This is a genomic window from Dyadobacter sp. HNCC25DJ187, assembly GCF_056895255.1.
Window position 1 is genome coordinate 906,264 of record NZ_JBXHAT010000002.1, and the last position, 25,208, is coordinate 931,471.

Sequence of the window (25,208 nt, forward strand, 5' to 3'; positions counted from 1 at the left end):
TCTGACAACCAAACAACGGCTTATCATGAAAACATATCTATATCTGCTTCTTTTGCTGGCCCCGCCTTCTTCAGCCCAGCAGCTGCTGGTTACCGGGACTATACGCTCATCGGACAGTAAAATGCCGCTTCCGGGAGCTTCAATCGTTCACAAATCAAGCCTTCAGGGCATTACCGCAGACTCTTCCGGCCGCTTTACAATCAGCATCCCGGCGGCTGATCCGAAAATTACAGTATCCTTTATCGGCTTTCTGAAAAAGGAGTTTCAGGTAAAAGCGGATACCAAACTGAACGTTGAGCTGGACGCTGATCCCAACCAGCTCTCCGAAGTGGTTATCTCCAGCGGTTATCAGGACATTGCCAAAGAAAGGGCAACAGGCTCTTTTGTGCACATGGACAACCACATGCTAAACAAACGTATCAGCGGCGATATAATCAGCCGCCTGGCAGACAATGTGCCCGGACTGATATTTAACCGAAGCGGCAGCATGCGGCCGGGAGCCCAGAGTGCGATCAGCATCCGCGGCCAGAACACCATATTCGGACGCGAAGACCCGCTGATCATCCTGGATAATTTCCCCTACAGCGGTGATATCTCACAGATCAATCCCAATGATATTGAAAGCGTCACCGTCCTGAAAGATGCAGCAGCTGCCTCTATCTGGGGGGCCCAGTCCTCAAACGGCGTGATTGTGATCAATACCAAAAAAGGCGCGTTCAACCAGCCCGTAAAGGTGTCTTTGAATTCCAATGTGACCATCGGGGCAAGGCCCGATCTGTTCTATCAGCCGGTCATCTCCACGTCGGATTATATCGATATGGAACAGACCCTGTTTGACAGAGGCTACTACAGGAGTTTTGAGAACAACGATGCCAGAACTGCACTTACGCCGGTTGTGGAGATCCTGATCGCGCAGCGTGACGGAAAGCTCACCGCTGATCAGGCACAGCAGCAGATCAATGCCTACCGGGACATTGATGTAAGAAACGACATCGACAGATACATCTACCGAAGCGCACTCAGCCAGCAGTACGCGCTGAGCGTGAAAGGTGGCGGCAGCAGCCACAGGTATTTTGTTTCGGCAGGGTTTGATAAAAACAGATCTTCGCTGACCGGTAACGGCAGCAACCGCACCACCCTGAATGCGAGCAACACCTTCAGCCTGCTGCGCAGCAAACTGGATGTGACCACAGCACTCTACTATACCACATCTGCCGGCAGCAACAACGGTATGAGTATGGGCAGAATGAACATCGCCAGCGGTAAACCGCTGCCTCCCTACATCCGGCTTGCAGACAGCTCGGGAAACCCGTTGCATATACCTCACACCTACCGTAACAGCTTTATGGAGGATGCCATGCAACAGGGACTTTTAGACTGGCGCTTCAATCCGTTAGAGGAAATCGCTAATGCCGACAATACCACCAGCCTTACTGACTACCGGCTGAACCTGAACGCCAGTTATAAACTCACCAACAAGCTAAACGCACAGGTGCTGTACCAATTCAACAATATTGATAACAGCAGAAGAAACCGCCAGGGCATCGGCTCCTGGTACACAAGGGACCTGATCAACAAATTTATACAGGTAGACGCAAACGGTGCGCTGACAAGACCCGTCCCTGTCGGCGATGTGCTGGACAGCTACCGGGCCGTCACCAAAAGCCATTCGCTCAGGGCGCAGCTGAACTACAGCGGCGAGCTGGGCAAATCAGGGAGCCTCTCCGCTCTGGCAGGGGCCGAGATAAGGGGGCTGAACACATTGGGGCAATCATCGGGCATGTACGGATACGACGACGAGATGGCCACCAACGTGGCGGTCGACTATGTAACGCCTTACAGGTCCTACGTCAATCCCCGCTCTGTAAACAACCGTATCCCCTACTACGGGTCAGTGACCGATCTGACGGACAGATACATCTCCTATTACGGTAATGCGGCCTATACCTATCAGGGAAAATATACCATTTCGGCGAGCGCCAGACTGGACCAGTCAAACCTGTTCGGCGTAAAATCGAACCAGAAGGGTGTCCCGCTTTATTCTGCAGGGATTGGCTGGAAACTCTCACAGGAAAAGTTCTATCAGCTTCCCTGGCTGCCTTATGTGAATGTGCGCGCTACCTACGGCTATAACGGCAATATAGACAAATCCCTGTCTGCCTTCACCACCGCGCAGTTCGTTGCAGCCTCACCTTTGACCCGCGTGCCGTTTGCAAGGGTGATCAACCCTCCCAACCCTCAGCTGCGCTGGGAAAGAACAAAAATCATCAATCTGGCAGCAGACCTGAAAACACGCGGCAACCGTATCGCTGCTACTTTTGAGTACTATTTCAAATCAGGCATTGACCTGATCGGTGATGCACCGTTTGCACCACAGACAGGTATACTGAATTTCCGTGGCAATACGGCCAACACCAAAGGCCACGGGTTTGATCTGAACCTGACCAGTGACAATCTGCGCGGTACAGTCAGCTGGCAGACGACATTTCTCGCCAGCTACGCCACTGACAAGGTCAGTAAATACCTGATCAAACCTGCTTCAGTCGGGAGCTATTTTACCGGTGGCGGTCTGGTACCGACAGAAGGCAGACCGCTGTATGCGGTCTACAGCTACCGGTCGGCAGGGCTTGATCCGGTAAACGGAGACCCGCAGGGTTATCTGGGAACAGAGCTCAGTAAAGATTACAACGCGATCCGCACCACTTCTGCTGCCGGCGACCTGGTGTTTCACGGCAGCAGCCGTCCGCTTGTATTTGGCGCGCTGCGTAACACGGTAAGTATGCATGGCTTCTCACTTTCGGCCAATATCAGCTACCGGCTGGCTTACTTTGTCAGAACACCCTCAGTAAGCTATGCTACGGTACTGCAGGGCGATGGTGGTCACGGCGACTTTTACAACCGCTGGCAGAAACCAGGTGATGAGCATCACACACACATCCCTTCAATGCCCGCTGTGATTAATTCAGCACGCGACGATTTTTACGCCAACTCTTCTGCACTTGTACAAAGGGGTGATCATGTCCGGCTACAGGACATACACCTCTCCTACACCTTCAGCAAAAGCAGATCCGGCAAACTTCCTTTCGAATCCTTGCAGCTATACGCCTATGCCAACAACATCGGCCTTCTCTACAAGAAGACAGCCGGGCGTCTGGACCCGGATTATCTCACGTCGGCACCTGCCGCCAGAAGTATTTCCATGGGTGTTAAAGTGGATTTTTAAACCTGATGATCATGAAGAAGTATATTTTAAAAACATTGCTGCTGCTGACTGCAGTTACCCAGCAGGCATGTGCACCGGATTTTCTGGATGTGAAGCCAGACAAATCACTTGTCGTACCTTCCCAGCTCAACCACTTTCAGGCGCTTCTGGATGCAGCGACCGTGGCGATGAACAAAGGGCCTGGACTCCAGATCCTGGCTACAGACGAATTTTATCATACCGAAAGCGCTGTGGCCAACCTGAACTTTATTGAACGCAACAGCTACCTGTGGGCAGACCAGATTTATGAAGGCAGGGGCGTCAGGGATTGGGAATATCCCTACAAGGCCATTTTCAATGCCAATATCGCACTCGATGGCCTGTCTCGGATCAAGCCCGATGCTGCCAGCCAACGGGAGTGGGACCATATCTACGCCAGTGCGTTATTTTACAGGGCCTTTTCCTTCTACAATCTGGCAGAAGTATTCGCAGCCCCTTACCGCGAGCAGACAGCGGGCAGTCTTCCGGGGATACCTCTCAGGCTTTCAATGGACGTCAATGAGCTCGTAGGGCGCGGGACTTTAAAACAGACCTATGAGCAGATCCTGAAAGACCTGACCGAAGCAGGCCGGCTGCTCTCACCTGAAATGACGCATGCGCACCGCCCGTCAGGTGCTGCTGTAAAAGCGGCACTTGCCCGGATGTACCTGGGTATGCAGCAGTACGAGAAAGCGGGACAAATGGCCAGCGAAGCTTTGCAGATACAAAGCAGCCTGATGGATTTCAATACCCTTGATACTGTTGTCGTACTTCCGTTCCCAAGGCCTTTATCGCTGGGTAACCCGGAAATCATCTTCCATTACGGCATGACTCCTTACGTACTGGCCAATTCACCCCTGACCCACGTGGATTCGGCCGTCTACAATGCCTACGAGGATAATGATCTCAGAAAAAAGCACTTCATTATCCGGCGGCCCAATAACGTAATGGGCTACAAGGGAAGTTATGGTGTGGGCGCGGATGGCTAGGGCGGGCTTGTTACCGATGAGCTCTACCTGATCCGTGCTGAATGCCATGCGCGAAGCGGGCGGGTGGAGCAGGCGCTCACTGATGTGAACACGCTTTTAAAAGCCAGGTATAAAACAGGGACTTTTAAAGAGCTGACAGCAACTGCGGACAACATTCTGGAGCTGGTACTGCGGGAAAGAAGAAAGGAGCTTTTGGGCAGGGGGCACCGCTGGTCAGATCTGAGAAGGCTGAATCAGGACCCCAGATTCGCAGTTACCCTTAAAAGGGTTGTGAATGGTGTAGAGTATACATTGCCTCCGAATGATGACAGGTATGTATTCCCCATACCCGATGACGAGATTGCAATTAGCGGAATTGAGCAGAACCCAAGGTAACAAAAGGCCTGCCGCCCCGCGAACACCGGACGGCAGGCTGCTTCAACAAGTGCTCAGCTTAGAACTGCTGAACGTAACCCTGAGTCACCGAGCCGGAGATAGCAGCAGCATCATTCTCTGCTTCTGTGTGCTCGCCGGGATCGTATCCGATAGCAAAATCTGCCTTGCACATTTTGTCAGACGCCAGGCACTGACTGTCCGAGGAAGGTTGCCAGCTGCCTGTGGCAGAGCCGTCCGGCGCAGTGCGCTCCCAGGTTTGCACAAGGGCATTTTTTGGTTTTTCAGGACTGGTGGTGGCGACAGCAGCCCCTGCTGCCAGAACCAATGCTGCCATAGGCAGATAGCTGATTTTAAATTGACTTTTCATAATTAACAGGTGTCTTTTCAAGACTTTGGATTAAAAAATGATTGTTATGCCTAGTCTGTTGACAGGTTTTCGGCACGTCATCTCTCCCTGGTACAGCCCCTGGTCCCTGGGACGCAGCGTTTGCAGCTTTACTTTCAATGCTCACTCTGTGCGGCCGGCACCTCCTTTCTTATCCGCGTGAAACATATATATACCTACCACCGATAGGATCAGAAAGAAAAAATTAAACACCAGGTGAGCACCAAACCCCATGTTTTTAATCACACCCCCGCAGCCGCAGGGAACCCTGTTGAAAACATTCAGATACACCAGTCCTATGTATGATGTAAAAACCACCATCATGATCAGCGCCCCGTAAAGTCCTGCCAGTCTGGTTTTCTTAAAAATCAGAAGCTCTGTGACAATGAGTTGTGATATGGGGATCAGCCAGAGCAGCGGAACAACTGCCCACCCAGGCAAGACCTGGTTTCTGAGCTGATTTTCAAACTGGCCAATATCCATCAGCTTGCTGAGAGCTGTGTAAAAAAACAGAATGACAAGCAAGCAGACGGTCAGCTGCAAAACGGTGTGAGATCTTTTCATAGCTTTCAGGTTGTGTTCCAGATAACTGATCACACACGTACACACGCCGTGTGATCATTACACAACAAAGCTATTCTTCCGCTTTGCGGGCGGCATGGCACGCAGCAGAGTAAATTTTTTCCGTTCCGGTAGGCCTTGATTAGGTAAAAAATTCTTAGGAGACTACCTTCTGCTTCTGAGTTCACTGATCCTTTTGGGATGAACACCCAGATAAGAAGCGACATCTTTTACAGGAATACGGTGCACGGGATAAATCTGTTCAAACTTGTGATAACCTTCCGCCAAGGGGAGCTTCAGCAAATGCCCGAGCACTTCGGCTCTGTCGCGGTCCTTATGAAAGAGCATGCCACGAAGTGTATGGGCCTCGATGAAATTTTTCAGACAGTAACCAATCACATGATCAGGCAGCGACAGCAGCAGCGTGTCTTCCAGCATAATCAGATAGTCTGCTGACGGAATGCTCTTATAAGCATTGGTTTCCAGAAGAATAATTTCATCCTCATGCCAGAATCTGGTTACATGCTCATTACCCTGCTGATCATAATAGGAAGCTTTCAGTATGCCGCTGGCCACAAACCATACCGAGGAGCTTCTGAGCGGTTCTCGTACTGCCCTGCCCTTTTTGAAGATATGCTGTTGCAGTTTTCTGGATAACAGGTCTTCAAATTCGGGTTGCAAAGCATGAAGATCCGACAGGTAGGTGATTAATCTGGATTTGTTCATCAGCTGGATTTAGTTAGATGGTGTCAAAGTTTTCAATAGCTGCCATCGCATTTTCCAGGATAGCAAGCACTTTTTTTTATCTTTATCCTCAGGTGCATAAGATCTTTTTCTCATGCTGTCCCAGGAAAGATCATTTCTTTCTTTGGATGACAGATAAGGTACCAGGTTCCTGAACACTGCATTCACAGTACCGCGCTCGAGTATACCCTGATTGGAAAACGCCCTGATCAGAATAGCAATCTGGTCTGCATTCAGCGCCAGACGCACCTTAAAATCAGCGCCCCCGGTCTTGCCCGTTGCGGAACGCATCTGTAAAGGGCTTACCTCCCATTGGTATTTTTTCTCCAGATAACTGATCTCCTGGGCAAACCAGTTGCCGATTACATATTTGACGCTTCTGTAATTGGGATTCAGTTTCACACCGGGCCTGAGGTGCATCTGGTTGAATTCCTTATAGGCCCATAACAGCTGATCGAGTTTGTCTGAAAATGATCCGAAAGAGTTAATCCGGCCCGCTATCTTCTCGGTGTAGTAGTTCAGATATGCCTTTTTGTTAAAGTTCATATAGATCAGATGCTCATTGATCGCTTTATACAATCTGGCTTCGGTCTTCAGCTCAGCCGCTTCCTGCAGGCCCCGGACCAGATCTTTCTGATAGACCACTTCTGCAAACGTAACCCTTCGGTTATCTTGCTTGCTGACGAATTGATACAGCGCTGTAAAAACGATATTGATCAGCGTTTTATCACTGATCCGGCGGCCTAATCTGAGTTTGAGCTGATCCACTTTGAGCTTTAATTCGTCCTTTGTTTTTTGCAGATAAACAATCGGAACGAGCTGCTCCATCCCCAGAAACTTCAAATAACGCTTTTCAAGAAAAGCGAGCAGTTCATCCAGATGATGCACGATCATTCGGGATAGTTTTTTCAGATGCTCTTCTGCTGGCTGCATCAGATGATGGTTCTCATAGGCCTGATCTGCCAGTACGATCAGATCCGAATGATAGCGTCTGACCAACAGCTCGATCTGAGCCTTGTTTTTCAGAGCATAAATTTCCCTTTTGACCTCTGCCAGCCATTTGTCTTTCTCCTCACCGGCTGTTTTTAAAATGGATTCTGTCTGCAATTTCGTGATGGCTTTCACATCTGTCTTTGCCGGATTCAGTGTAAGTGTGATCAGCAAATCATACCATTCGAGTGTATAACGATACCCCATGAAAACAGATTTTAATGAATGAAAAATCACTTTACTAACTTATTCAGGCCTGCCAGGATGGTCTGTGGCAGGGTCGCTACTTGTATTGGATTCAGTATATTAATGGTAAAACAGTCCTCAATTACACGCTAAACTTATTTTAGGTTTTATAGAATTTCGGCTAATCATCAATTTTTTCAGTTTATTCCGGCATATGCCTTTGATACAGAAAGCTTATCTGATATCAGTTAAACTGACCTTAACATGGACAGCAAAAACAAAGAAGAGACTGAGAAACGGCCGGTTTGGACGGCCGCAGAAGCTTTGCGCTCCGAAGGCTACAGGGTATCAGACCAGACAGGATCAGCAAACTGTCCGGCTTGAGCCAGCGTCTGATTGACCGATACTTCACACCACAGAATCTGTTTATACCTACACCGGACAGCAGCAATTCCACGGCTTGTACAGAGTCAATACTGAGCTGATACTTGCTGATAACAAGTATGATCTGACACAAGATCTGGCGAAAGGGATATTGAAAAAACAATTGAATTATTTCTTTGATGCGCCGTAAATGCAGCTGATGCCAGCAGGCTGTGGACCGATCGCATGAAAATACAGCCTTCTCTGCAAGATCAGTATAATACAGCAGATATATACAACTTTTAAATTGCAAGTAAATAATCATTGAAACTGAAATTTACCTGCATCTGACCACTTTAGCATACAATTGGGCAAGTCAGCCTACCGGGCTTTTACTACAGGAACTGATTTTATTCTGATCATCAGCCCTGAGCGGTTTTTAAAGATAGGTGGCGGTGTTATGCTGATAGCGAGCAGAAAGACATCTGCCCGATCCGTCTATTCCTATTATCCAAAACCAGTAATCAACGGTTGTAGATAAAAAAATGCGACAGGTAACAGATCCGGCAAGGTGATTATTGATACAGATACCGCGATGACTTAAGACCCACACAGCCACAGGTCATATCGAAAGTTACAGAATTCATTCTGACGGTTGGCAAGTCTTCGCCTTGCCGGCAGCTCATTTAGCCATCTGCTCTGAACCCTCCCGCCGTAAAGGATGTGCCGGACTTGCAACCAGGGGGCTTATGCCCCGTCAGCTTTCTTCTGTGCAGTGCCAGCGAATGCCCAGGGCAGGTGCCGGGCGCAATTGATTCTTTAAATCTTAGAGCGCATGAAAGCTACAGTTGAATTCCACATTTACGTTGGTACTTACGCCAAGTACAACAACGGTTCAATCTTCGGATCATGGTTGGATTTATCACAGTATCCGGGTTCGGAAGCATTTTATCAGGCCTGCAGCGAACTGCACAAGGATGAAGCAGACCCCGAGTTCATGTTTCAGGATTGGGAAGGAATGCCTGATTTTCTGATCGGTGAAAGTTATCTCAGCCCAGTATGCTTTCAGTATCTGGATGTAGTATCGGACATGGATCAGCGCCGCGCTGGAGCGTTTGAGATTTATTGCAGCCAGATCGTCAGCTGGTCCGGCGATAAGGGCCTGGACGGGCAGCTTTAGAATTTTGATGCATGCTATCAGGGGTATTATGCAGAGTCCGCAGCAGATCCTGAGCTGGAGTATGCATATGAGTATGTCGATCAGACGGGATTGCTGTCAGATGTTTCTCCGACCGTTCAAAGGTACTTTGACTACGAAGCGTTTGCCAGAGACCTTTTTATGGACGCATACACCCAGATTAACGGTCATGTGTTCCTAAGTTACTTACTAAAAGGGCTACGGCCCTTTTTTTGTTTTATGTCAGCAAAGACGCCACCAGCAAAAAAGCTACCTTGTAGCAATTATCACATCCAAGTTATGGATGTGACCGGCCGGTTTATCTTGACTTGGGACCTGTCGCTGACCGCATATATATCCATTGTATTGCCAGAACAACTGACAAGGCATGCGATTGACTTACCTTTCTGATTTGATCACGTGGTTCATTTATCTACACATACTTCTGTCCACATACGTCTTGTTTCCATTCCCGTTGATGTAGTAACAACCTCCTCGCGGACCAGTGATATAAGATCTGTCTGGCGCACTGTAGGTACGTTTCGCTGGGCGGTATTCTGCCGCTCTTTCCGGCAGAATATAACTCTGGGCTGAAACCTGGGGTGTAGCCATTTTTAAGTCAGCCACCTGGTCTGCCAGTATTTCAACCTGCCTTTTGTACTGCTCCATGGCCAGTTGAACATTCTGCTTTTCTTTGGTCCGCTCTGCGAGTTCCTTATCCCGGACGCGCAGGTCAAGCTTTACGCTGAAAAGCTCATTTTCACAATCAATTTTTCCGTTTTGCTCTTTTGTGGTAATCTCGGCATATTTAGTCTGGACCAATCGTTTCTCTTCTTCTGATGATTTTTTAAGCCTGGTGATTTCTGCTTTCAACTGTTCAATTTCAACGATCTGTTTACGAACGATGGTTTTCAGGTATTTACGTGTGTAGTCGAGCTTTTGAGAATAACCGGTAAAGCATGTAAGCAGTAATAATGTTGTAGTGAAAGTTTTCATAAAGGAGGATAATTAAGTATAATCCGGTAAACATACGTCCAATTGACCGCAGCTGTGCTACCGCTTAATCACTTCTTTCTGTATCTATCAAATACGTATCGGAAAACAAGTAATACAAAAAAGACCCCTGCACGACAGGAGCCCTTTTCTGGTTACAATTATATATTCCACTTCTCAATTTAATACGATACGGGTCTTTTTAGCCGGAACGTCACTTTTTTCGTCGAGCACTTCCAGGTAGTATGTGCCTCTTGGCAGGTCGGACACCCCTATTTTCAATACATTTTTGCGCGATACCTCTTTTGTAAATGAAACATTCTTAACGACCTTCCCTGATTTTTCACTGTATAACTTCGCGCTTTCGGGCAGTCTGGCTGATTCATCAGAGCCTACCATTTCAATGTTTATTATGTCAGATGCAGGATTTGGGTATGCCGACATTAACCATGGACCGATTCCCTGGAATGAAGTAATCGTGCTGATTGAGCCGCATTGATTTGTAAGTATCAGTGGGCTGAAATCAAGTGTTTGGTAGGGTTGCAGAATGAAGTCGTATCTCATTACACCAGCAGAACCTTGTTGTGGCCCTGAACTCCAAACCGGATTCCAGTTAATTACTGTCTGGTCAATATTGTAGAAGGCTACAAAGTGATTATCATAGGCCGAAACCTGATGGGTGTACGTCTGTGCCGGATTTCCGTAATCATATGTCAAATCGTTACGGTTGGGCAATGACATTTTTCTTACAGTTGCTGATACCACAGATGCGCTTTGTGTGGCGCATGCGGTTGAATACGCTCTTACAGTGAAGCTTCCATCGCCTACCGCGCCGACATTGGCTGTTGCTGATGTCGTGGTCACTGCCGAGCTACTACCATTGATTCTTACCCCACCAGACGGAGTCCAGATAAATTGGCCGGCATTAGCACCTACAACTGTTACAGCTTTTGTTTCGGTATCGGAGCATACTGCAAAAGCTGATGTGCTTATTGACGAAATCGTTGGTTGAGGTCTTATGACATTCACCTGGATTTGACTTTGGTATATTTGTCCGGTGATTTTGGCTTGCACTTTGATTGGTCCGGCTCCTCCTGCAGATGGTGTTGAAGTTGCGGAGGTACTGGTTGTTGTCACACTTGCAGGGCTCCATCCTGATGGAAATGTGAAAGTATAAGTTACAGGTTGAGACGCAGGATCGGTTGTTACAGCAGGGACTGAAACTGTTACCGGAGCAGTTCCGCATGCCCTGTCAACGCTTTGTCCGTTTGTACGTACTGTGCCAGCCACATTTACCGATGCAGGTGTGCTCACATATCTAACCGTAATATCCTGCTTGCTTCCCTGCTTGGAAAAGGATGTTGCATTGATTTTATAGTTAAGGGTAGGCGTAATGCTTTTAGGGGTATCTGAATCTTTGGTATTGCTCCATTTCAGACTAATTTTCCCATTTGTCGCACCACCTGCACCAGAGCCTACCGGATCGTAATTACTGTCTCTTCCTGGGTAGCTCCATGTAACATTTAAGCTGTGAGCGCCAATTGGCAAGTCGGTAAAACTCACTTCATAGCTGTACACTTGTCCGGGATCTAGTGCATTAAAAAGGCCCGATCCCATGATAATATTTTGACCATAGGAAGTCAGTGCAGCTATCAATGATAGCAATAATGTGGAAAAGGATAGTTTCTTCATGCTGTAAAGGGATTAGTGTAAATTGTGATTGAATAATGCTGCAACAGTGAGTTACATACACACCACATAGTTAAATATTTACTTGTTATTTTCCTATTGTAATGTAGAAATATTTTTACAATTCATCAAATTTATTCGTTATTCAATCATAAATATGATATCACTGCATGCACAGATGCATCAGTAAAACGATATGTTCTGGCTGGCGGAGAATAACCTTTTGACCTCTTTCCAGGTGGTAAGCCCCGACGAGATTAACCTATAGAAAAACCAGATGTTAAAAGTCGCGACATCTGGCACCGAATTTATACAGCTTATACCAGACCAATTTTGTTTAGTTTGCTATAACAACATCGTGGTTATGCGGTTAGAATTTAGATTTGGTATTGGAACCTGTATTTCAGCGCTAATTCAAGCAAACGTTAACCAATAGGAAGCTAGTGGCTGCAGTTATATAACACGTTAAGTTATCTATGAAAGAACATTTTGTTAGCCGGGAAGCAGTAACACTATGCACCGAAAGTTTTGGGAACCAAAATAACCCAACAATTCTACTGATCATGGGCGCCACTGCTTCTATGCTTTGGTGGGATCAGCAGTTCTGCGAGCAATTGGCCAATGAGGGCTATTTTGTCATACGCTATGATCATCGCGATGTAGGCAGATCGACAACCTTTCCTGCCGGTACGACGCCATATAATCTGGAAGATATGGCTGATGATGCAATTGCAATCCTTGACTCATACCAGATAAAACAGGCTCATCTGTTTGGGATGTCTTTGGGTGGTTTGCTTGGTCAAATAACTGCCCTTAAATACTCGGACCGGGTTTTATCACTGATATTATTCGCTACAGGACCCTTTGGCCCAAGCGAGCCATCTATCCCAGCAATGGATCAGCGGATTATAAGCTTTCAGCAAGAATCCGCACAACTAGACTGGACAGACGAAAATGCCGTTGTTTCTTATCTTGTAAAAGGCAACCAGCTGCTTGGCGGAACTGGACGCCATTTTAATGTTGATCGTGCGAGCGCCTTAGCCCGGAATGAGTTTAACAGGGCTAATAATTTCCGAAGCATGTATAACCACGCACAGCTCCAAGGAGCTGAACGTTACTTTGGTTTAATTGACATGATTAAGCAGCCATGTCTTATCATACATGGTACGGACGATAAAATATGGAATTACCAACATGCCCTATTTGTTAGAAATCATTTAGCGAATTCTACTTTGCTTACACTTGAAGGTGCGGGACATGAATTGCATGAAGCGGATTGGAACAAGATCATTTCAGCAGTTGCTCAGCATATCACTTCGACCCCATCGCGTGGTTAAATCTGAAAAAAGATGATTATATTCTTAAAAGGATGATATATTCTCTCTCCCATTACCCGATTTGTAATACACAGATGGTTGCAGGAATTTACAAACAGGGTAGATATGGGCTTAACCATATTTAGCTACACCCTTCTCAGCCTTGGGAATGCGTTATCGAAAGTCAGTAACCAAAGTATTACAGCGGATCTGTTAAATCCTATGGAACCATCTTGACATGTGCTGTAAATACGCATATGGTATATGCAATAGAGAAAGCAAAGCGGATAACCAAAAAATTGAAGTTACTTTCGATATCTGCATTCACGAAACGTAGTAAAGTTACACTGATCAAACCTTCTGAAAATCTTCAACCAGTTGAACTTTTTTGTAACCAGGACAGGTGAACTTTGTGCTATGGAAAATATAAAAAACTTAGTAACAGAATGAGAGTGGTAACTATTCCGGACACCGTGCCAGGCACAGGACCGGTATTAATGCTGAATATGCTTAAATTCGCAGACCGGCGCCTTTACGTGGAGGAATACCTTCCGACTTTTCACGGCGTGATGAAACAGTTAGGATTGGAAGCGAAAGTAAATCTGTTCAGTGACGTATTGGCCAGCGTGATAGCTGATGAAAGCGAAGACTGGGATGCCATCCTGCTTGTCGAATATGCTGACGTGGATGCATTTTTGACCGTTGCACAAAGCGACGCTTACCGTGAAATGGCCGAACCATTGCGCCTGGCCGCTCTGGCCGATATGAAACTGTACATGACGCGCCGGTTGTCCTTATAACAAGTATCATCCTTACACATGCACCAGCTTATCCTGAACAATTTTGCCATGCATATAGCGCTTGTTGCTGCCGAACAGCAGCAAGCGCTTGCTTTCTTTGAACTTATCGAGGTCAAGAAGCGCGCCTGGCTGCTGCATGCGGGAGAGATCGACCGTTATATTTATTTTGTAAAACGAGGCTGCCTGCGCATGTTTTACACCGATAAGAGCGGAGAAGAACATATCGTCGGTTTTTATCCCGAAAACTGGTGGACCTGCGATATTGTGAGCTTTTTCACTGTAAAGCCCGCAGCAAATTCTATTCAGGCACTGGAAGACAGCGAAGTATACTGTATTTCTTTACCCTTGTTGGAAAAACTGTTCGAAACTATCCCAAAGTTTGAGCGATTTTTCCGTATCCTTAACCAAAATGGCTTTGAACTTGATCAACGTCGCATAACCTCCCAACTTTACAAAACCGCCGAAGAACGTTACATTGAGTTCCGTAAGCGTCACCCAGGGTTGGAGCAACGCATTGCACAAAAACACATCGCCAGTTATTTAGGCATTACTCCGGTTTTTCTGAGCATGATGCGAAAGGAAAGTGGACTTTGATTTATATTCTGGTAACGGGCAGAATGCTGATAGTTTTTTTTCCCTACTAAACCTATACGATATCGCATGGTCTGACCAGTTTGCAAAAGGACTTGAATTGTTAGGTGACTATGATCATGAAAATCTTGATCAGAAAGGCAAGAAACACGCATCCTGCTACTTACCCGGACTTGCCAGACTGCGAAGACAGTTAAAACAACTTTTATTGTTGTTTCACTTAATGATACCGCAAATGATGTTTTTTTAGCCATCAAATAAACCACTTGTCAAGATATCTCAAACATCTATCCAGGCATGTGTCTGAGAAGTATCAGCGACAATAGCAAAATCAGCAGCGTCGATGAATTGATTTCCAGATGATCAAAAACCACTTTTATCATAAAATACCACACCACTTCTGTTGATCTGCTCAACCAAATCCGGATTCCCTATTTGATGCAAAAGTGCCAGATCGATTTTATAGGGAAGCAGCAAGTCATCAAGTTCCAGCTCTATTTTGAATAACTGGGATAAATTAAGTTCGGGACTTACGAGTACCAGATCAATATCCGATCCGTTGCGGTAATTTCCCTTCGCACGAGAGCCGTACAGAATAGCTTTTTCGATTTGGGGACATTTTGAAAATACAACCTGGATGGCAGTAATTACTTTTGCTGATAATCCATAGTTCGTTTGTAAGTTATCCATTTTGCCCTAATTGCTTTTTACTCATCATGTTGCCAAAATCGAGAAGAGCGGGTAAGTAAATGTCTATGATTCTTTTAAAAATAGCGTCTGCAACCTCCTCGTTGTAAGTATGAGAAGTTTGATTTCGGCTTTTGATCATCTCCATCCAAATCTCTCCATCTTCAATCAACTCAGCTGCAAATGCTTCTCTGGTAGCATCTTTCGATCCCAGGACCTTTATTTCTGCCTCATGCAACAAGAAATCCTTCATTACGTTCCAGGCAAGCTCGTGCGTGTACTCGAATCTCTGGATTAATCCTTCTTTTATGATATCATCAAGAAAATCGTCATCATTGATATTTCCATTTTCATCAGAAGGATACTCTCCATTAATTTTAGATACCGCCTGGTTTAGCTTATTCAACGCTTTCGTATAGTTATTAAAACGCTGCTGCCAACGGATGTCGTTATTATTCATCAGATCAATTATTTATACTGCCATTCAAGTAAGCTCTTTATTAGAGAAGTAATATGCATTCGCCTGATTCAACTTCAGAATAATCTCCTATTTCCCAATGCAGAACTTCCGGAATATGTTTTCTAAGAGGTCATCCGTCACAATAGTACCGGTAATCTCCCCTAAATGATGCAGGGAAAGCCGGATGTCCTGGGCCAGAAAGTCTCCGGTTACGCCCAGGGCCAGACCGTTGAGCACGTCGCTTAACGCAGCCTGTGTTTTGATCAGGTGTTCGTAGTGGCGAAGGTTGGTCACGACCGTATCACTGGCAGCTTGTTTGTTGACCTGTGCTACCAGGGTCGCGGTTAAATCCTGTAGTCCCTGTTGCTTTTGAGCAGAAATCAGGATTATTTCAGGGTTCGATGCTTTTAATTTTTCAGCCGCTTCAGCGTATAAATCCACCTTATTGACCACCCACAAGAGTACTTTGTCTGCAGCAAGCAGCATGGCGAGCTGTTTGTTTTCATCAAAGGTCTGCTCACTATCAGATAAAAAAATCACAATGTCTGCTTTTTCCATGGCAGCTTTCGAGCGCTCAATACCGATTGATTCCACCAGATCTGTCGTTTCACGGATTCCGGCCGTATCAATAAACCTGAATTTGAGCCCCTGCAATACGATCGTATCTTCGATCACATCCCGGGTTGTGCCTGCTATGCTGGTCACGATCGCTTTTTCTTCGTTTAACAGTGCATTCAGCAGTGTGGATTTACCCACGTTAGGAGAACCAATGATCGCTACCGGAACGCCATCCTTGATTGCATTGCCATAATCAAAGGATTCAACCAGAGGTGCGATCGTGTCCTGCAGCGATTCGATGAGTCTTTTCAAATCATCTCTTCCTGCAAACTCTACATCCTCTTCACCAAAATCGAGTTCCAGCTCAATCATCGAGGCAAAATGGATCAGCTCGGATCTGAGCGATGTGAGTTTTCTGGAGAAACCGCCTCTGAGCTGATTCAATGCCGTTTTGTGACTGGCTTCCGAATCAGCAGCAATCAGATCGGCAACGGCTTCGGCCTGTACAAGGTCAAACTGGCCGTTCAGAAAAGCCCGCTGGGTGAATTCTCCCGGCTTTGCAATACGGGCGCCTTTCTGCACCAGCAGTTTGAGTATCTGTCGGATGATATAGTCCGAGCCGTGACACGAAATTTCCACAGCATCCTCTTTGGTAAAAGACCTTGGCGTTTTAAAAACACTTACCAGTACTTCATCGATGATATGATCTGCTGAATATATTGTCCCGAAATGCACCGTATGCGATTCGGCATTTTCAAGATTTTTACCTTTAAAAACACTACTGACGAGTGCAATCGCCCCAAGGCCGGATACCCGGATAATCGCTATAGCTCCCACTCCTGAGGGAGTCGCCAAGGCGCAAATCACTTCCTGCTGATGTATTTGAATCGTATTCATGATGCAAAGATGCGATTCTATAAGCAAAAATACATCCGCAGCTTTTCGTATCTTTGGGGATTTTTCCGCCTTTTGGGTTGTTACATTCTTTCAACATCTATTATTTATTGCTGTGCTTACCGAAACATTACCTATCATCACCAGCCAGCTTCCTGTTATGGAGGCATTTTACACTTTGCAGGGCGAAGGCCAGCATAGTGGCAAGGCTGCCTATTTTATCCGCCTTGGGGGCTGCGATGTAGGTTGCCACTGGTGTGATGTGAAAGAAAGCTGGGAGGCGGATATTCATCCGAAAACAACCATTGAAAATATTGTGGCGGGCGCTGCTGCATTCCCGGGCCGACTGGCGGTAATTACAGGAGGAGAGCCGCTGATGTACAACCTGGATGCGCTTACTGGTGCTCTACAGCAAGCAGGCTTTCAAACCAATATAGAAACCTCAGGCGTGTACCCTTTTACCGGTAAGTGGAACTGGGTATGCTTCTCTCCCAAAAAGTTTAAAACGCCACACCCGGACATTTATCAAAATGCCAATGAGCTCAAAGCCATTATATATAACAAGAGCGATTTTGATTTTGCCGAACAGCACGCTGCATTGGTATCCCCCCAGTGTACTTTGCTGCTGCAACCCGAATGGAGTAAGCATCAGCAGATGTTGCCTTTGATAATTGACTATATCAAAGACAATCCTAAATGGAAAATGTCGTTACAAACTCACAAGTATATGAATATCCCGTAATGCGTTATTTCTTACTGAGCTTTCTATGCAGCATTTTCTTCACTTCACAGGTTCATGCGCAAAATGCACCCGCCAGCAAACGGGCACGCGATCACTACGAAAAAGCGCAGAAATCCTGGCAGGCACGTCAGCTTAGTGAAGCAGCGATACAATACGAAAAAGTGGTTGAAACAGAGCCTGCCCACAGCGACAGCCATCTGCGCCTTGCCCAGATTTACGAGCTGCTACGCAATCCCGTTCTCACAAAAAAACACTATTCACAGCTGGTAGCATTACAGCCCGAATCTTCACAATCAGCTACCGCTTATCACTGGTTGGGAAAGCACTTTTTTCAGCAGGAAAAATATGACTCGGCATTGATTTACTATCAGAAGGGACTTCCGCTTCTTCAGCCCAGGTCCAGCTTGTATAGCCTTACTGAAAAATCGATTGCTTCCTGTCGTTTTGCGATTAATGCCATTCAAAAACCGCTTGCCGTTAAAAAGCAATCTCTGGGTGACACTGTCAATTTTTTAGATTCGCAGTATTTCCCGGTACTGACCGCCGATGGAGAAACGCTGATCTTTTCGGGCCTGACTGCCCAGCGGGATGAGAACATCTACTTTACAACCCGTCAGAATAAAGGTTGGGACGTACCTGAGGAAATATCAAAGGCAATCAACACGACCAACAATGAAGGGACATGTGCGATCTCTGCTGATGGCAGAACGCTTGTCTTTACAGCGTGCAACCGTACTGATGGCTATGGCAGCTGCGATCTTTACATCACACATAAGCAAGGGGATGACTGGGGCAATCCTGTCAACATGGGCGAGCCGATCAATAGTCGCGACTGGGATTCACAACCTTCTTTGTCAGCGGATGGATATACATTGTACTTCGCATCTGACCGGAAAGGCGGAAAGGGCAGGAAGGACATTTGGGTGTCCTTCCTGGATCAGAAGGGAAAATGGAGTGAACCCAAAAACCTGGGTGCGGCCATCAATACAGCTGACGATGAGAACGCACCTTTCATACACGCCAACGGACAAACACTGTTTTATGCATCCAACGGTCTACCCGGTATGGGAGGCATGGACCTGTTTATGTCGCAACGTATCGATACGGTATGGTCTGAACCCCAAAACCTGGGTTACCCGATCAATACTGTCTCTGAGCAGGTAGGACTTTCAATTGCTTCTGATGGCAGTATGGCCTATTATTCGGATGATTTCTCTGAGAATGGTACAAAACGGTCGCTGCTGTACAACTTTGAGCTTCCTGAAAGTCTCCGGCACGCCATTTTACCTACCAGATATGCCAAAGGCAGGGTTTTTGATAAAACAACAGGAAACGCGATCAGTTCAGAAATTGACCTTTATGATCTGAAATCCAAAGAAAAAGTCTCTTCCTTCAGTTCAGATCCCAAAACCGGCGCTTTTCTGGCAGTACTCAACAGTGGTAGCCAGTACGCCTTTTATGTTTCCAAAACCGGCTATTTGTTTAAAAGTTTATCTTTCTCTGTGAGCGATTCAACACCATCGGTACAGGTTGATATTGCTCTTGAACCCATCGAAAAGAATAAGACAGAAGTGCTCAACAATATCTTTTTTGCTACAGGCTCATTTGAGCTCGACCAGAAATCGGCCGTAGAACTGGATAAGATGACAGATTTTCTGCAAAACAACAAAGCTGTCCGCATACAGATTTCAGGCCATACCGATGATGTAGGTTCTGATCAGGAAAACCTGGAGTTGTCCAGAAAAAGGGCGCTGTCGGTGCAGCAATACCTGATTAAATCCGGAATTCAGCAAGCGCGCATTTCTTCTGTAGGATACGGAGAGAGCAAACCTGTCGAATCCAATGAGACAGAAAAAGGGCGTCGTAAAAACAGGCGTATAGAATGGAAGATCGAGTAATGAAATTTGCATTCCGTGGTGTTTTTTCGCACTTTTGCGGTTCGGCCTGTGTTGTACTTTATGAGGATTCGCCGGTAGCCGCTACAATAAACGCACTAGGGTGACGATACCTTCGTCCTCGCAAAAAAGAAACCGATAATTGCATTCGTGCTTAACATTAAGTTTGGATAAAAATGACATCTGAAAAAGTTACCTGCCTTATAATAGGTTCCGGCCCTGCCGGTTATACTGCTGCTATATATGCTTCACGAGCGGGATTAAATCCTGTAATGTATCAGGGTGCGCAGCCTGGCGGTCAATTGACCATTACAACTGAAGTGGATAATTTTCCGGGTTACCCTGACGGAATTACCGGACCTGAAATGATGATCCAGTTTGAAAACCAGGCGCGTCGTTTTGGTACGGATATTCGTTACGGAATGGTAACCGAAGTGGATTTTACATGTTATCCCCACAAAGTGATTGTGGATGGCAAAAAAGAAATTATTGCTGACTCTGTAATCGTTTCCACAGGAGCTTCCGCCAAATGGCTGGGTATAGAAGGTGAAGAGAGACTCAATGGTCATGGAGTTTCTGCCTGTGCAGTTTGTGACGGATTTTTCTTCCGTGGACAGGATGTAGTTGTGGTAGGTGCAGGTGATACTGCTGCTGAAGAAGCGAGCTACCTGGCTAAACTTGCCCGTAAAGTTTATCTGCTGGTGCGCCGCGATGAGATGCGTGCTTCCAAAATCATGCAGAAACGCCTGGAAACACTTCCGAACATCGAAATTCTGTGGAACACCGAAACTATAAAACTGAACGGTGAACACGCACTTGAAAGTGTTGAGGTGAAAAACAATAAAACAGGTGAAACATCCGTATTGAATGCAACCGGATTTTTTGTAGCAATTGGCCACAAGCCTAATACTGACATATTCAAAGGTTATCTGAATATGGATGAAACCGGCTATATCCAGACCATCAAAGGATCATCCTGTACCAATATCAAAGGTGTGTTTGCTTGTGGAGATGCACAGGACAACGTGTATCGTCAGGCAGTAACTGCGGCCGGAACCGGATGTATGGCCGCTTTAGATGCTGAACGTTTCCTGATGGAACATGAAGTGGAAGTAATGCTGGAGGAAAGTGTTTCTTAACAGACCACTCACTCTGAAATAACCCCGATAAATTAAAAATTTAGATCAGGCTGCATCTGAATAATCCCATGATGTAGCCTGAATAGTGTATATACCTATGAAAGGAAAGCTTATTGTAAGTTTGCTAATGATGGTGTGTTTGATATCCTGGAACACGCAAGCACAAGAGCGAGGAAAATTTAAGAAAAATCCAAAAATTAACCAGTCTGGGAATGCCAGTGAAGGCCCCACGACAAAAGCTACTACCCCACAGCCGGAAGACGAATACCAGATCCAGACATCCGGCCTCAAATTTCAAAATCAGTTTGAACCTGTAAAACCACTCAATCCTGTTGTAAGTGAAGATACCACTACGGTTGATGAAGGCGAGACAGAGGTTGTGGAAGTGGTGGATTCGCTGCAGGTTGCTGACGAATGGGTAAAAGCTGCAGAATATTACGTAATCTGGGATGCAAGGGCCATCAACCCATACGGACTCAGTGCACTTGAATTCGATGAACCGGTGGAACTTACCCTGTACGATGAAAATATCAACCGCAAATGGAGCAATCCGCTGGATGCCATCAGGACGACATCTAACTTCTCGTTCAGATGGGGACGCTGGCATAATGGAACAGACCTTGATCTGAATACGGGCGACAGCGTGCGGACAACCTATGACGGAATGGTACGTATTGTTGCCTACGACGGCAGCGGATACGGCAAGTTTGTACTGGTTCGTCACTATAACGGTCTCGAAACCTTATACGGGCACATGTCCAAACAACTGGTTGAGTCCGGACAGCTGGTGAAGGCCGGCGAAGTGCTCGGGCTCGGTGGAAACACAGGAAGAAGTACCGGATCTCACCTGCATTATGAAAACAGGTATGAAGGAAACCCTTTCGATTCTCGCAATATTTTTGACTGGGAAAACAAACAGATCCGTGCTGATAAATTCATGCTCACCAGCAGTGTCTGGAATCACCTGAGAGGAAAATCTTCTTACCGCAGTGAATTCGAATCCGGTGATGCAGTGCCTGTCGCCCAATCACGCTCCATACTTCACAAGGTAAGATCGGGCGATACACTTTCCTCCATTGCAAGTCGTTATGGTGTTTCTATCAACTCGATTGCCAAGAAAAACAGAATTTCTACCCGGTCAACACTACGCCTGGGGCAGAAACTTCGAATCAAATAATCCATAAGACTATGAAATTAGATATCCTTGCCATTACTGCACATCCCGATGATGTAGAACTGTGCTGTGCGGGTACACTACTCGTGCAGATGGCGCTTGGTAAAAAGGTAGGCATCGTGGATTTGACAAGAGGAGAATTAGGAACCCGAGGTACGCCGGAAGGAAGAATCCAGGAAGCGGCAGATTCGGCAAGGATTCTCAATATTGATGTAAGGGAAAACGTCGGAATTGCCGATGGTTTTTTTCAAAATGATCAGGCGCATCAAAAACGAATAATCCCTTACATCCGAAAGTACCAGCCGGATATTGTGATTACCAATGCCATAGACGACCGCCATCCTGACCATGGAAGAGGAGCCAGACTCGTAGCAGACGCGTGTTTTTATTCAGGCCTGCGAATGATAGAAACATGGGATCAGGAAGGAAATCCTCAGCTTGCCTGGAGACCCAAAAATGTTTTCCATGCCATACAGGACAGATATATCAATCCTGATTTTATCGTAGATATCTCAGCTGTACACGATCAGAAAATTCAGGCAGTGAGGGCCTTCAAAAGCCAGTTTTTCAATCCTACTTACAATGAGAACTCCGACGAACCTCAGAGCTACATCTCTTCACCGGAATTCCTCAACTTTATCATTGCCAGAGCACAGGAAATGGGTCACGCGATTGGCACCCAATTCGGAGAAGGCTTTACGTCATACAAAAAATTAGGTATAAAAGATCTTTCGGTTTTTGCCTAGAACTTCCTTTGTCTGATTTATTGTTTAAATATTAGGATCTGCTTCAACTTTCAGATGTAGCTTGTCGTATATAAAAACAGACTAAACAATAACAACATGAGACATAAGATTGCGGTAATGCTTTGTGGAATCTCGGCCATGTTTCTGGTCAATTGTTACGGACAAAACTCAGCGAAGACCAAGCCTGATCAGAAAAATGAAGTCTATTCCAGAACAGACAGTGCTCCTGTTAAAGTATCGGACAAGGAGTGGGAAAAGATCCTTTCTCCTGAGGTATACAAGGTGGCCAGACTGAAAGGAACCGAGCGCCCGTTTACCAGTGAATATGAACATTCCAAAGAAGTGGGTACATTTTACTGCGCTGTATGCGGAAATGCGTTATTCCGTAGTAATGCCAAGTATGAGAGTGGTTGCGGCTGGCCCAGTTTCTTTGAGCCGATCAGTAAAAAATCGATTGTGGAAGCTGCTGATAACAGCTTGGGCATGCGAAGAGTCGAAGTGATGTGCGGACGATGCAAATCTCACCTCGGACACGTATTTGAGGATGGACCGCCTCCTACAGGCTTACGATATTGTATAAACGGCGTGGTTCTGGATTTCGAAAAAGCGCAGGCCGCCAACAAGAAATACAATTCAAAAAAGTAAAAAACAACTATTGAAAATCCCGCTTCCATCAGGCTGCGGGATTTTTTTATACACCACAGTATAACCATATGGTGATCATTTATACTGATTCTATATTAGTATAACTTCTACTTTGCAAATATTCAAATTTCTATATTTGTAACCGTTACGTAAACAACCTCAACCCTTTATGAAAAAATTATTCAAGATCCTGGGCTATCTGTGCCTGGGCCTGATCGCTGTTGCAGCCGCTTCGGTTATCTATGTCAAAGCGATGCTCCCCAATGTCGGAGACGCTCCACAACTTACCATCGATCCGACCCCTGCCCGCATTGACAGAGGTGAATATCTGGCCAACCATGTCACGGTTTGTATGGATTGTCACAGCACGCGCGCGGCCAACCTGTTTTCCGGGCCGCTGGTTGCCGGCAACTTTGGTGGCGGTGGCGAACGCTTCGGACCTGAAATGGGTTTCCCTGGTGTTTTCTATTCGAGAAATATCACGCCTTTCGGCATTGGTGACTGGACAGATGGCGAGCTGTTCCGCGCTATTACCACAGGTGTAACCAAAAATGGAGAGGCGCTCTTTCCTGTGATGCCCTACCACGCTTACGGACAAATGGATCCCGAGGATATATATAGCATCATTGCCTATGTGCGAACATTGAAGCCGGTAGAAAACAAACTTCCTCAAAGAGAACCTCAGTTCCCGGTAAACATCATTATCAATACCATGCCTACTGCTGCAACTCCCGGAAAGCGTCCGTCTGACGATGACCTTCTTGCCCGTGGCAGGTACATTACAGCAGCTGCGGCCTGTGTGGATTGCCATAGTAAAATGGACAAAGGCAGCAAAGTACCAGGTACGGAATACGGTGGAGGAATGGAATTTTCACTGCCATCCGGCATTGTAAGATCTCCCAATATTACCAGCGATAAAACTACAGGAATCGGCAGCTGGTCACAGGAAGAATTTATCAGAAGATTCAAGATGTACGCTGATTCGAGCTACATACCTCATCCTGTCGGTCTCAAAGATATAAATACACCCATGCCATGGACCATGTACGCACGTATGCAGGAGCAGGATTTGAAAGCTGTTTTTGCCTATCTGCAAAGCCTGCCCCCTATTAGTCATAAGGTAGAACGGTTCACCCCAGCTCAGTAGCTATTGGCCGGGATTCAGCAAACCCCAGCAGCTTTTTTACCCTGCTGAATTCCGGCTGATAATCCGCATGTATTTCCACAATCTCTTTTGTTACCGGGTGCCGGAAGGAAAGATAACATGCGTGCAGCAGCATCGTATTCATCGAAAATTTTTCCAGAAAATACTTGTTCTGTTTGTTGCAGCCATGTGGCCTGTCACCGATAATGGGATGAAAGATATGCGCCATGTGTTTACGCAACTGATGCATTCTTCCCGTGCGGGGATACAACTCCACCAATGAGTAGCGTGATGTGGGATGCTTTCCTACAGCAAAATCAACCTCTGTCCTTTCCAAAGTTTTAATCCGCGTAAAGGCGTCCTGCAGCGTACCGTCGTCTTTTTTTAATGGGTAGTCAATCTCAGCTTCATCCGGCGAATAGCCTCTTACAATAGCCTGGTAATGCTTGGTAACCGCTGATTCCATAAATTGCTTTTGCATCACGCCATTGAGTTCTTCCTGCAAGGCAAATAATAAAACCCCTGCTGTTTTCCGGTCAAGACGATGCAACGGATATACTCTTTTTCCAATCTGATCTCTGAGTAGCTGTACGGCAAATACATCTGCATCAGCTGCAATAAAGCTTTTATGTACCAGCAAGCCGTGTGGTTTGTTGATGGCAATCAGGAAATCATCCTGATAAACAATATCGAGGGGAGTAAAAGAAGACAAAGTCGAAGTAGC

23 protein-coding genes and 1 pseudogene are annotated in these 25,208 nt (G+C 46.2%); 14 read left to right on the plus strand and 10 right to left on the minus strand.

What is annotated here, in order from left to right:
* Positions 1–25: 25 nt before the first annotated feature.
* From AC1XUE_RS14810 to AC1XUE_RS14820, 3 genes are read left to right on the plus strand one after another with little or no spacing between them, the layout of a single operon-like run.
* Positions 26–3,223: a SusC/RagA family TonB-linked outer membrane protein gene (locus AC1XUE_RS14810; protein ID WP_483356758.1), complete on the plus strand. Its 3,198-nt coding sequence runs from the start codon at positions 26–28 to the stop codon at positions 3,221–3,223.
* An 11-nt stretch (positions 3,224–3,234) separates the two neighbouring features.
* A complete protein-coding gene (locus AC1XUE_RS14815) occupies positions 3,235–4,230 on the plus strand; it encodes a RagB/SusD family nutrient uptake outer membrane protein (RefSeq protein WP_483356759.1) in 996 nt (331 codons plus the stop codon).
* Positions 4,231–4,260: 30 nt separating this feature from the next.
* Positions 4,261–4,605: a RagB/SusD family nutrient uptake outer membrane protein gene (locus AC1XUE_RS14820; RefSeq protein ID WP_483357998.1), complete on the plus strand. Its 345-nt coding sequence runs from the start codon at positions 4,261–4,263 to the stop codon at positions 4,603–4,605.
* Positions 4,606–4,663: 58 nt separating this feature from the next.
* On the opposite strand, the gene AC1XUE_RS14825 is transcribed toward AC1XUE_RS14820, so the two are convergent.
* The 4 genes from AC1XUE_RS14825 to AC1XUE_RS14840 all read right to left on the minus strand — a co-directional run bounded on the left by AC1XUE_RS14825 (position 4,664) and on the right by AC1XUE_RS14840 (position 7,492).
* Positions 4,664–4,972 carry a DUF6520 family protein gene (locus AC1XUE_RS14825; protein ID WP_483356760.1) on the minus strand — a complete coding sequence of 103 codons (309 nt, stop codon included), beginning with the start codon at positions 4,970–4,972 and terminating at the stop codon, positions 4,664–4,666.
* A 141-nt stretch (positions 4,973–5,113) separates the two neighbouring features.
* Entirely contained in the window at positions 5,114–5,554 is a 441-nt protein-coding gene (locus tag AC1XUE_RS14830; protein WP_483356761.1) for a MauE/DoxX family redox-associated membrane protein, read from the minus strand.
* A gap of 162 nt (positions 5,555–5,716) precedes the next feature.
* Entirely contained in the window at positions 5,717–6,277 is a 561-nt protein-coding gene (locus AC1XUE_RS14835) for a Crp/Fnr family transcriptional regulator (RefSeq protein WP_483356762.1), read from the minus strand.
* 9 nt (positions 6,278–6,286) lie between these two features.
* A complete protein-coding gene (locus AC1XUE_RS14840; protein ID WP_483356763.1) occupies positions 6,287–7,492 on the minus strand; it encodes a hypothetical protein in 1,206 nt (401 codons plus the stop codon).
* 1,177 nt (positions 7,493–8,669) lie between these two features.
* Here AC1XUE_RS14840 and AC1XUE_RS14845 point away from each other — a divergent pair.
* Positions 8,670–9,422, plus strand: a pseudogene (locus AC1XUE_RS14845) (antirestriction protein ArdA).
* Positions 9,423–9,440: 18 nt separating this feature from the next.
* On the opposite strand, the gene AC1XUE_RS14850 reads toward AC1XUE_RS14845, so the two are convergent.
* Positions 9,441–10,007: a hypothetical protein gene (locus AC1XUE_RS14850; RefSeq protein ID WP_483356764.1), complete on the minus strand. Its 567-nt coding sequence runs from the start codon at positions 10,005–10,007 to the stop codon at positions 9,441–9,443.
* Positions 10,008–10,181: 174 nt separating this feature from the next.
* On the minus strand, positions 10,182–11,696 hold the full coding sequence (locus AC1XUE_RS14855; RefSeq protein ID WP_483356765.1) for a T9SS type A sorting domain-containing protein: 1,515 nt from the start codon (positions 11,694–11,696) through the stop codon (positions 10,182–10,184).
* 473 nt (positions 11,697–12,169) lie between these two features.
* Between AC1XUE_RS14855 and AC1XUE_RS14860 the strand changes: the two genes are divergently transcribed.
* The 3 genes from AC1XUE_RS14860 (at position 12,170) to AC1XUE_RS14870 (ending at position 14,403) form a co-directional block, all read left to right on the plus strand.
* On the plus strand, positions 12,170–13,030 hold the full coding sequence (locus AC1XUE_RS14860; RefSeq protein ID WP_483356766.1) for an alpha/beta fold hydrolase: 861 nt from the start codon (positions 12,170–12,172) through the stop codon (positions 13,028–13,030).
* Between the two features lie 425 nt (positions 13,031–13,455).
* Positions 13,456–13,809, plus strand: coding sequence for a hypothetical protein (locus AC1XUE_RS14865; RefSeq protein WP_483356767.1), 354 nt, complete (start codon positions 13,456–13,458; stop codon positions 13,807–13,809).
* A gap of 18 nt (positions 13,810–13,827) precedes the next feature.
* The gene (locus AC1XUE_RS14870; RefSeq protein ID WP_483356768.1) at positions 13,828–14,403 is read left to right on the plus strand and encodes a Crp/Fnr family transcriptional regulator; all 576 of its coding nucleotides are present in this window, start codon (positions 13,828–13,830) and stop codon (positions 14,401–14,403) included.
* Between the two features lie 360 nt (positions 14,404–14,763).
* Here the strand turns inward: AC1XUE_RS14870 and AC1XUE_RS14875 are convergent, their stop codons facing one another.
* From AC1XUE_RS14875 to mnmE, 3 genes are all read right to left on the minus strand, one after another.
* Entirely contained in the window at positions 14,764–15,090 is a 327-nt protein-coding gene (locus tag AC1XUE_RS14875) for a nucleotidyltransferase domain-containing protein (protein WP_483356769.1), read from the minus strand.
* The gene (locus AC1XUE_RS14880; protein ID WP_483356770.1) at positions 15,083–15,547 is read right to left on the minus strand and encodes a nucleotidyltransferase substrate binding protein; all 465 of its coding nucleotides are present in this window, start codon (positions 15,545–15,547) and stop codon (positions 15,083–15,085) included. Before AC1XUE_RS14880 ends, AC1XUE_RS14875 begins: the two co-directional genes overlap by 8 nt.
* An 87-nt stretch (positions 15,548–15,634) precedes the next feature.
* Complete coding sequence (mnmE, locus tag AC1XUE_RS14885) at positions 15,635–17,002, minus strand: tRNA uridine-5-carboxymethylaminomethyl(34) synthesis GTPase MnmE (RefSeq protein ID WP_483356771.1); 1,368 nt, start codon at positions 17,000–17,002, stop codon at positions 15,635–15,637.
* Between the two features lie 157 nt (positions 17,003–17,159).
* Between mnmE and AC1XUE_RS14890 the strand changes: the two genes are divergently transcribed.
* The 7 genes from AC1XUE_RS14890 (at position 17,160) to AC1XUE_RS14920 (ending at position 24,487) form a co-directional block, all read left to right on the plus strand.
* Complete coding sequence (locus AC1XUE_RS14890) at positions 17,160–17,741, plus strand: 7-carboxy-7-deazaguanine synthase QueE (protein WP_483357999.1); 582 nt, start codon at positions 17,160–17,162, stop codon at positions 17,739–17,741.
* Complete coding sequence (locus AC1XUE_RS14895) at positions 17,741–19,639, plus strand: OmpA family protein (protein WP_483356772.1); 1,899 nt, start codon at positions 17,741–17,743, stop codon at positions 19,637–19,639. The genes AC1XUE_RS14890 and AC1XUE_RS14895 overlap by 1 nt, the downstream gene beginning before the upstream one ends.
* A 173-nt stretch (positions 19,640–19,812) precedes the next feature.
* Positions 19,813–20,775, plus strand: a complete 963-nt coding sequence (gene trxB, locus AC1XUE_RS14900; protein ID WP_483356773.1) for a thioredoxin-disulfide reductase — start codon at positions 19,813–19,815, stop codon at positions 20,773–20,775.
* A 97-nt stretch (positions 20,776–20,872) separates the two neighbouring features.
* Positions 20,873–21,952: a peptidoglycan DD-metalloendopeptidase family protein gene (locus AC1XUE_RS14905; protein WP_483356774.1), complete on the plus strand. Its 1,080-nt coding sequence runs from the start codon at positions 20,873–20,875 to the stop codon at positions 21,950–21,952.
* An 11-nt stretch (positions 21,953–21,963) separates the two neighbouring features.
* Complete coding sequence (bshB1, locus tag AC1XUE_RS14910) at positions 21,964–22,695, plus strand: bacillithiol biosynthesis deacetylase BshB1 (RefSeq protein ID WP_483356775.1); 732 nt, start codon at positions 21,964–21,966, stop codon at positions 22,693–22,695.
* Positions 22,696–22,791: 96 nt separating this feature from the next.
* Positions 22,792–23,340 (plus strand): peptide-methionine (R)-S-oxide reductase MsrB, encoded by a 549-nt coding sequence (gene msrB / locus AC1XUE_RS14915; protein ID WP_483356776.1) that lies wholly within the window; start codon positions 22,792–22,794, stop codon positions 23,338–23,340.
* Between the two features lie 169 nt (positions 23,341–23,509).
* A complete protein-coding gene (locus tag AC1XUE_RS14920) occupies positions 23,510–24,487 on the plus strand; it encodes a c-type cytochrome (RefSeq protein WP_483356777.1) in 978 nt (325 codons plus the stop codon).
* Here the strand turns inward: AC1XUE_RS14920 and AC1XUE_RS14925 are convergent.
* Positions 24,471–25,196, minus strand: a complete 726-nt coding sequence (locus AC1XUE_RS14925) for a pseudouridine synthase (RefSeq protein WP_483356778.1) — start codon at positions 25,194–25,196, stop codon at positions 24,471–24,473. The two genes, AC1XUE_RS14920 and AC1XUE_RS14925, sit on opposite strands and share 17 nt — an antisense overlap.
* Between the last annotated feature and the right edge of the window lie 12 nt (positions 25,197–25,208).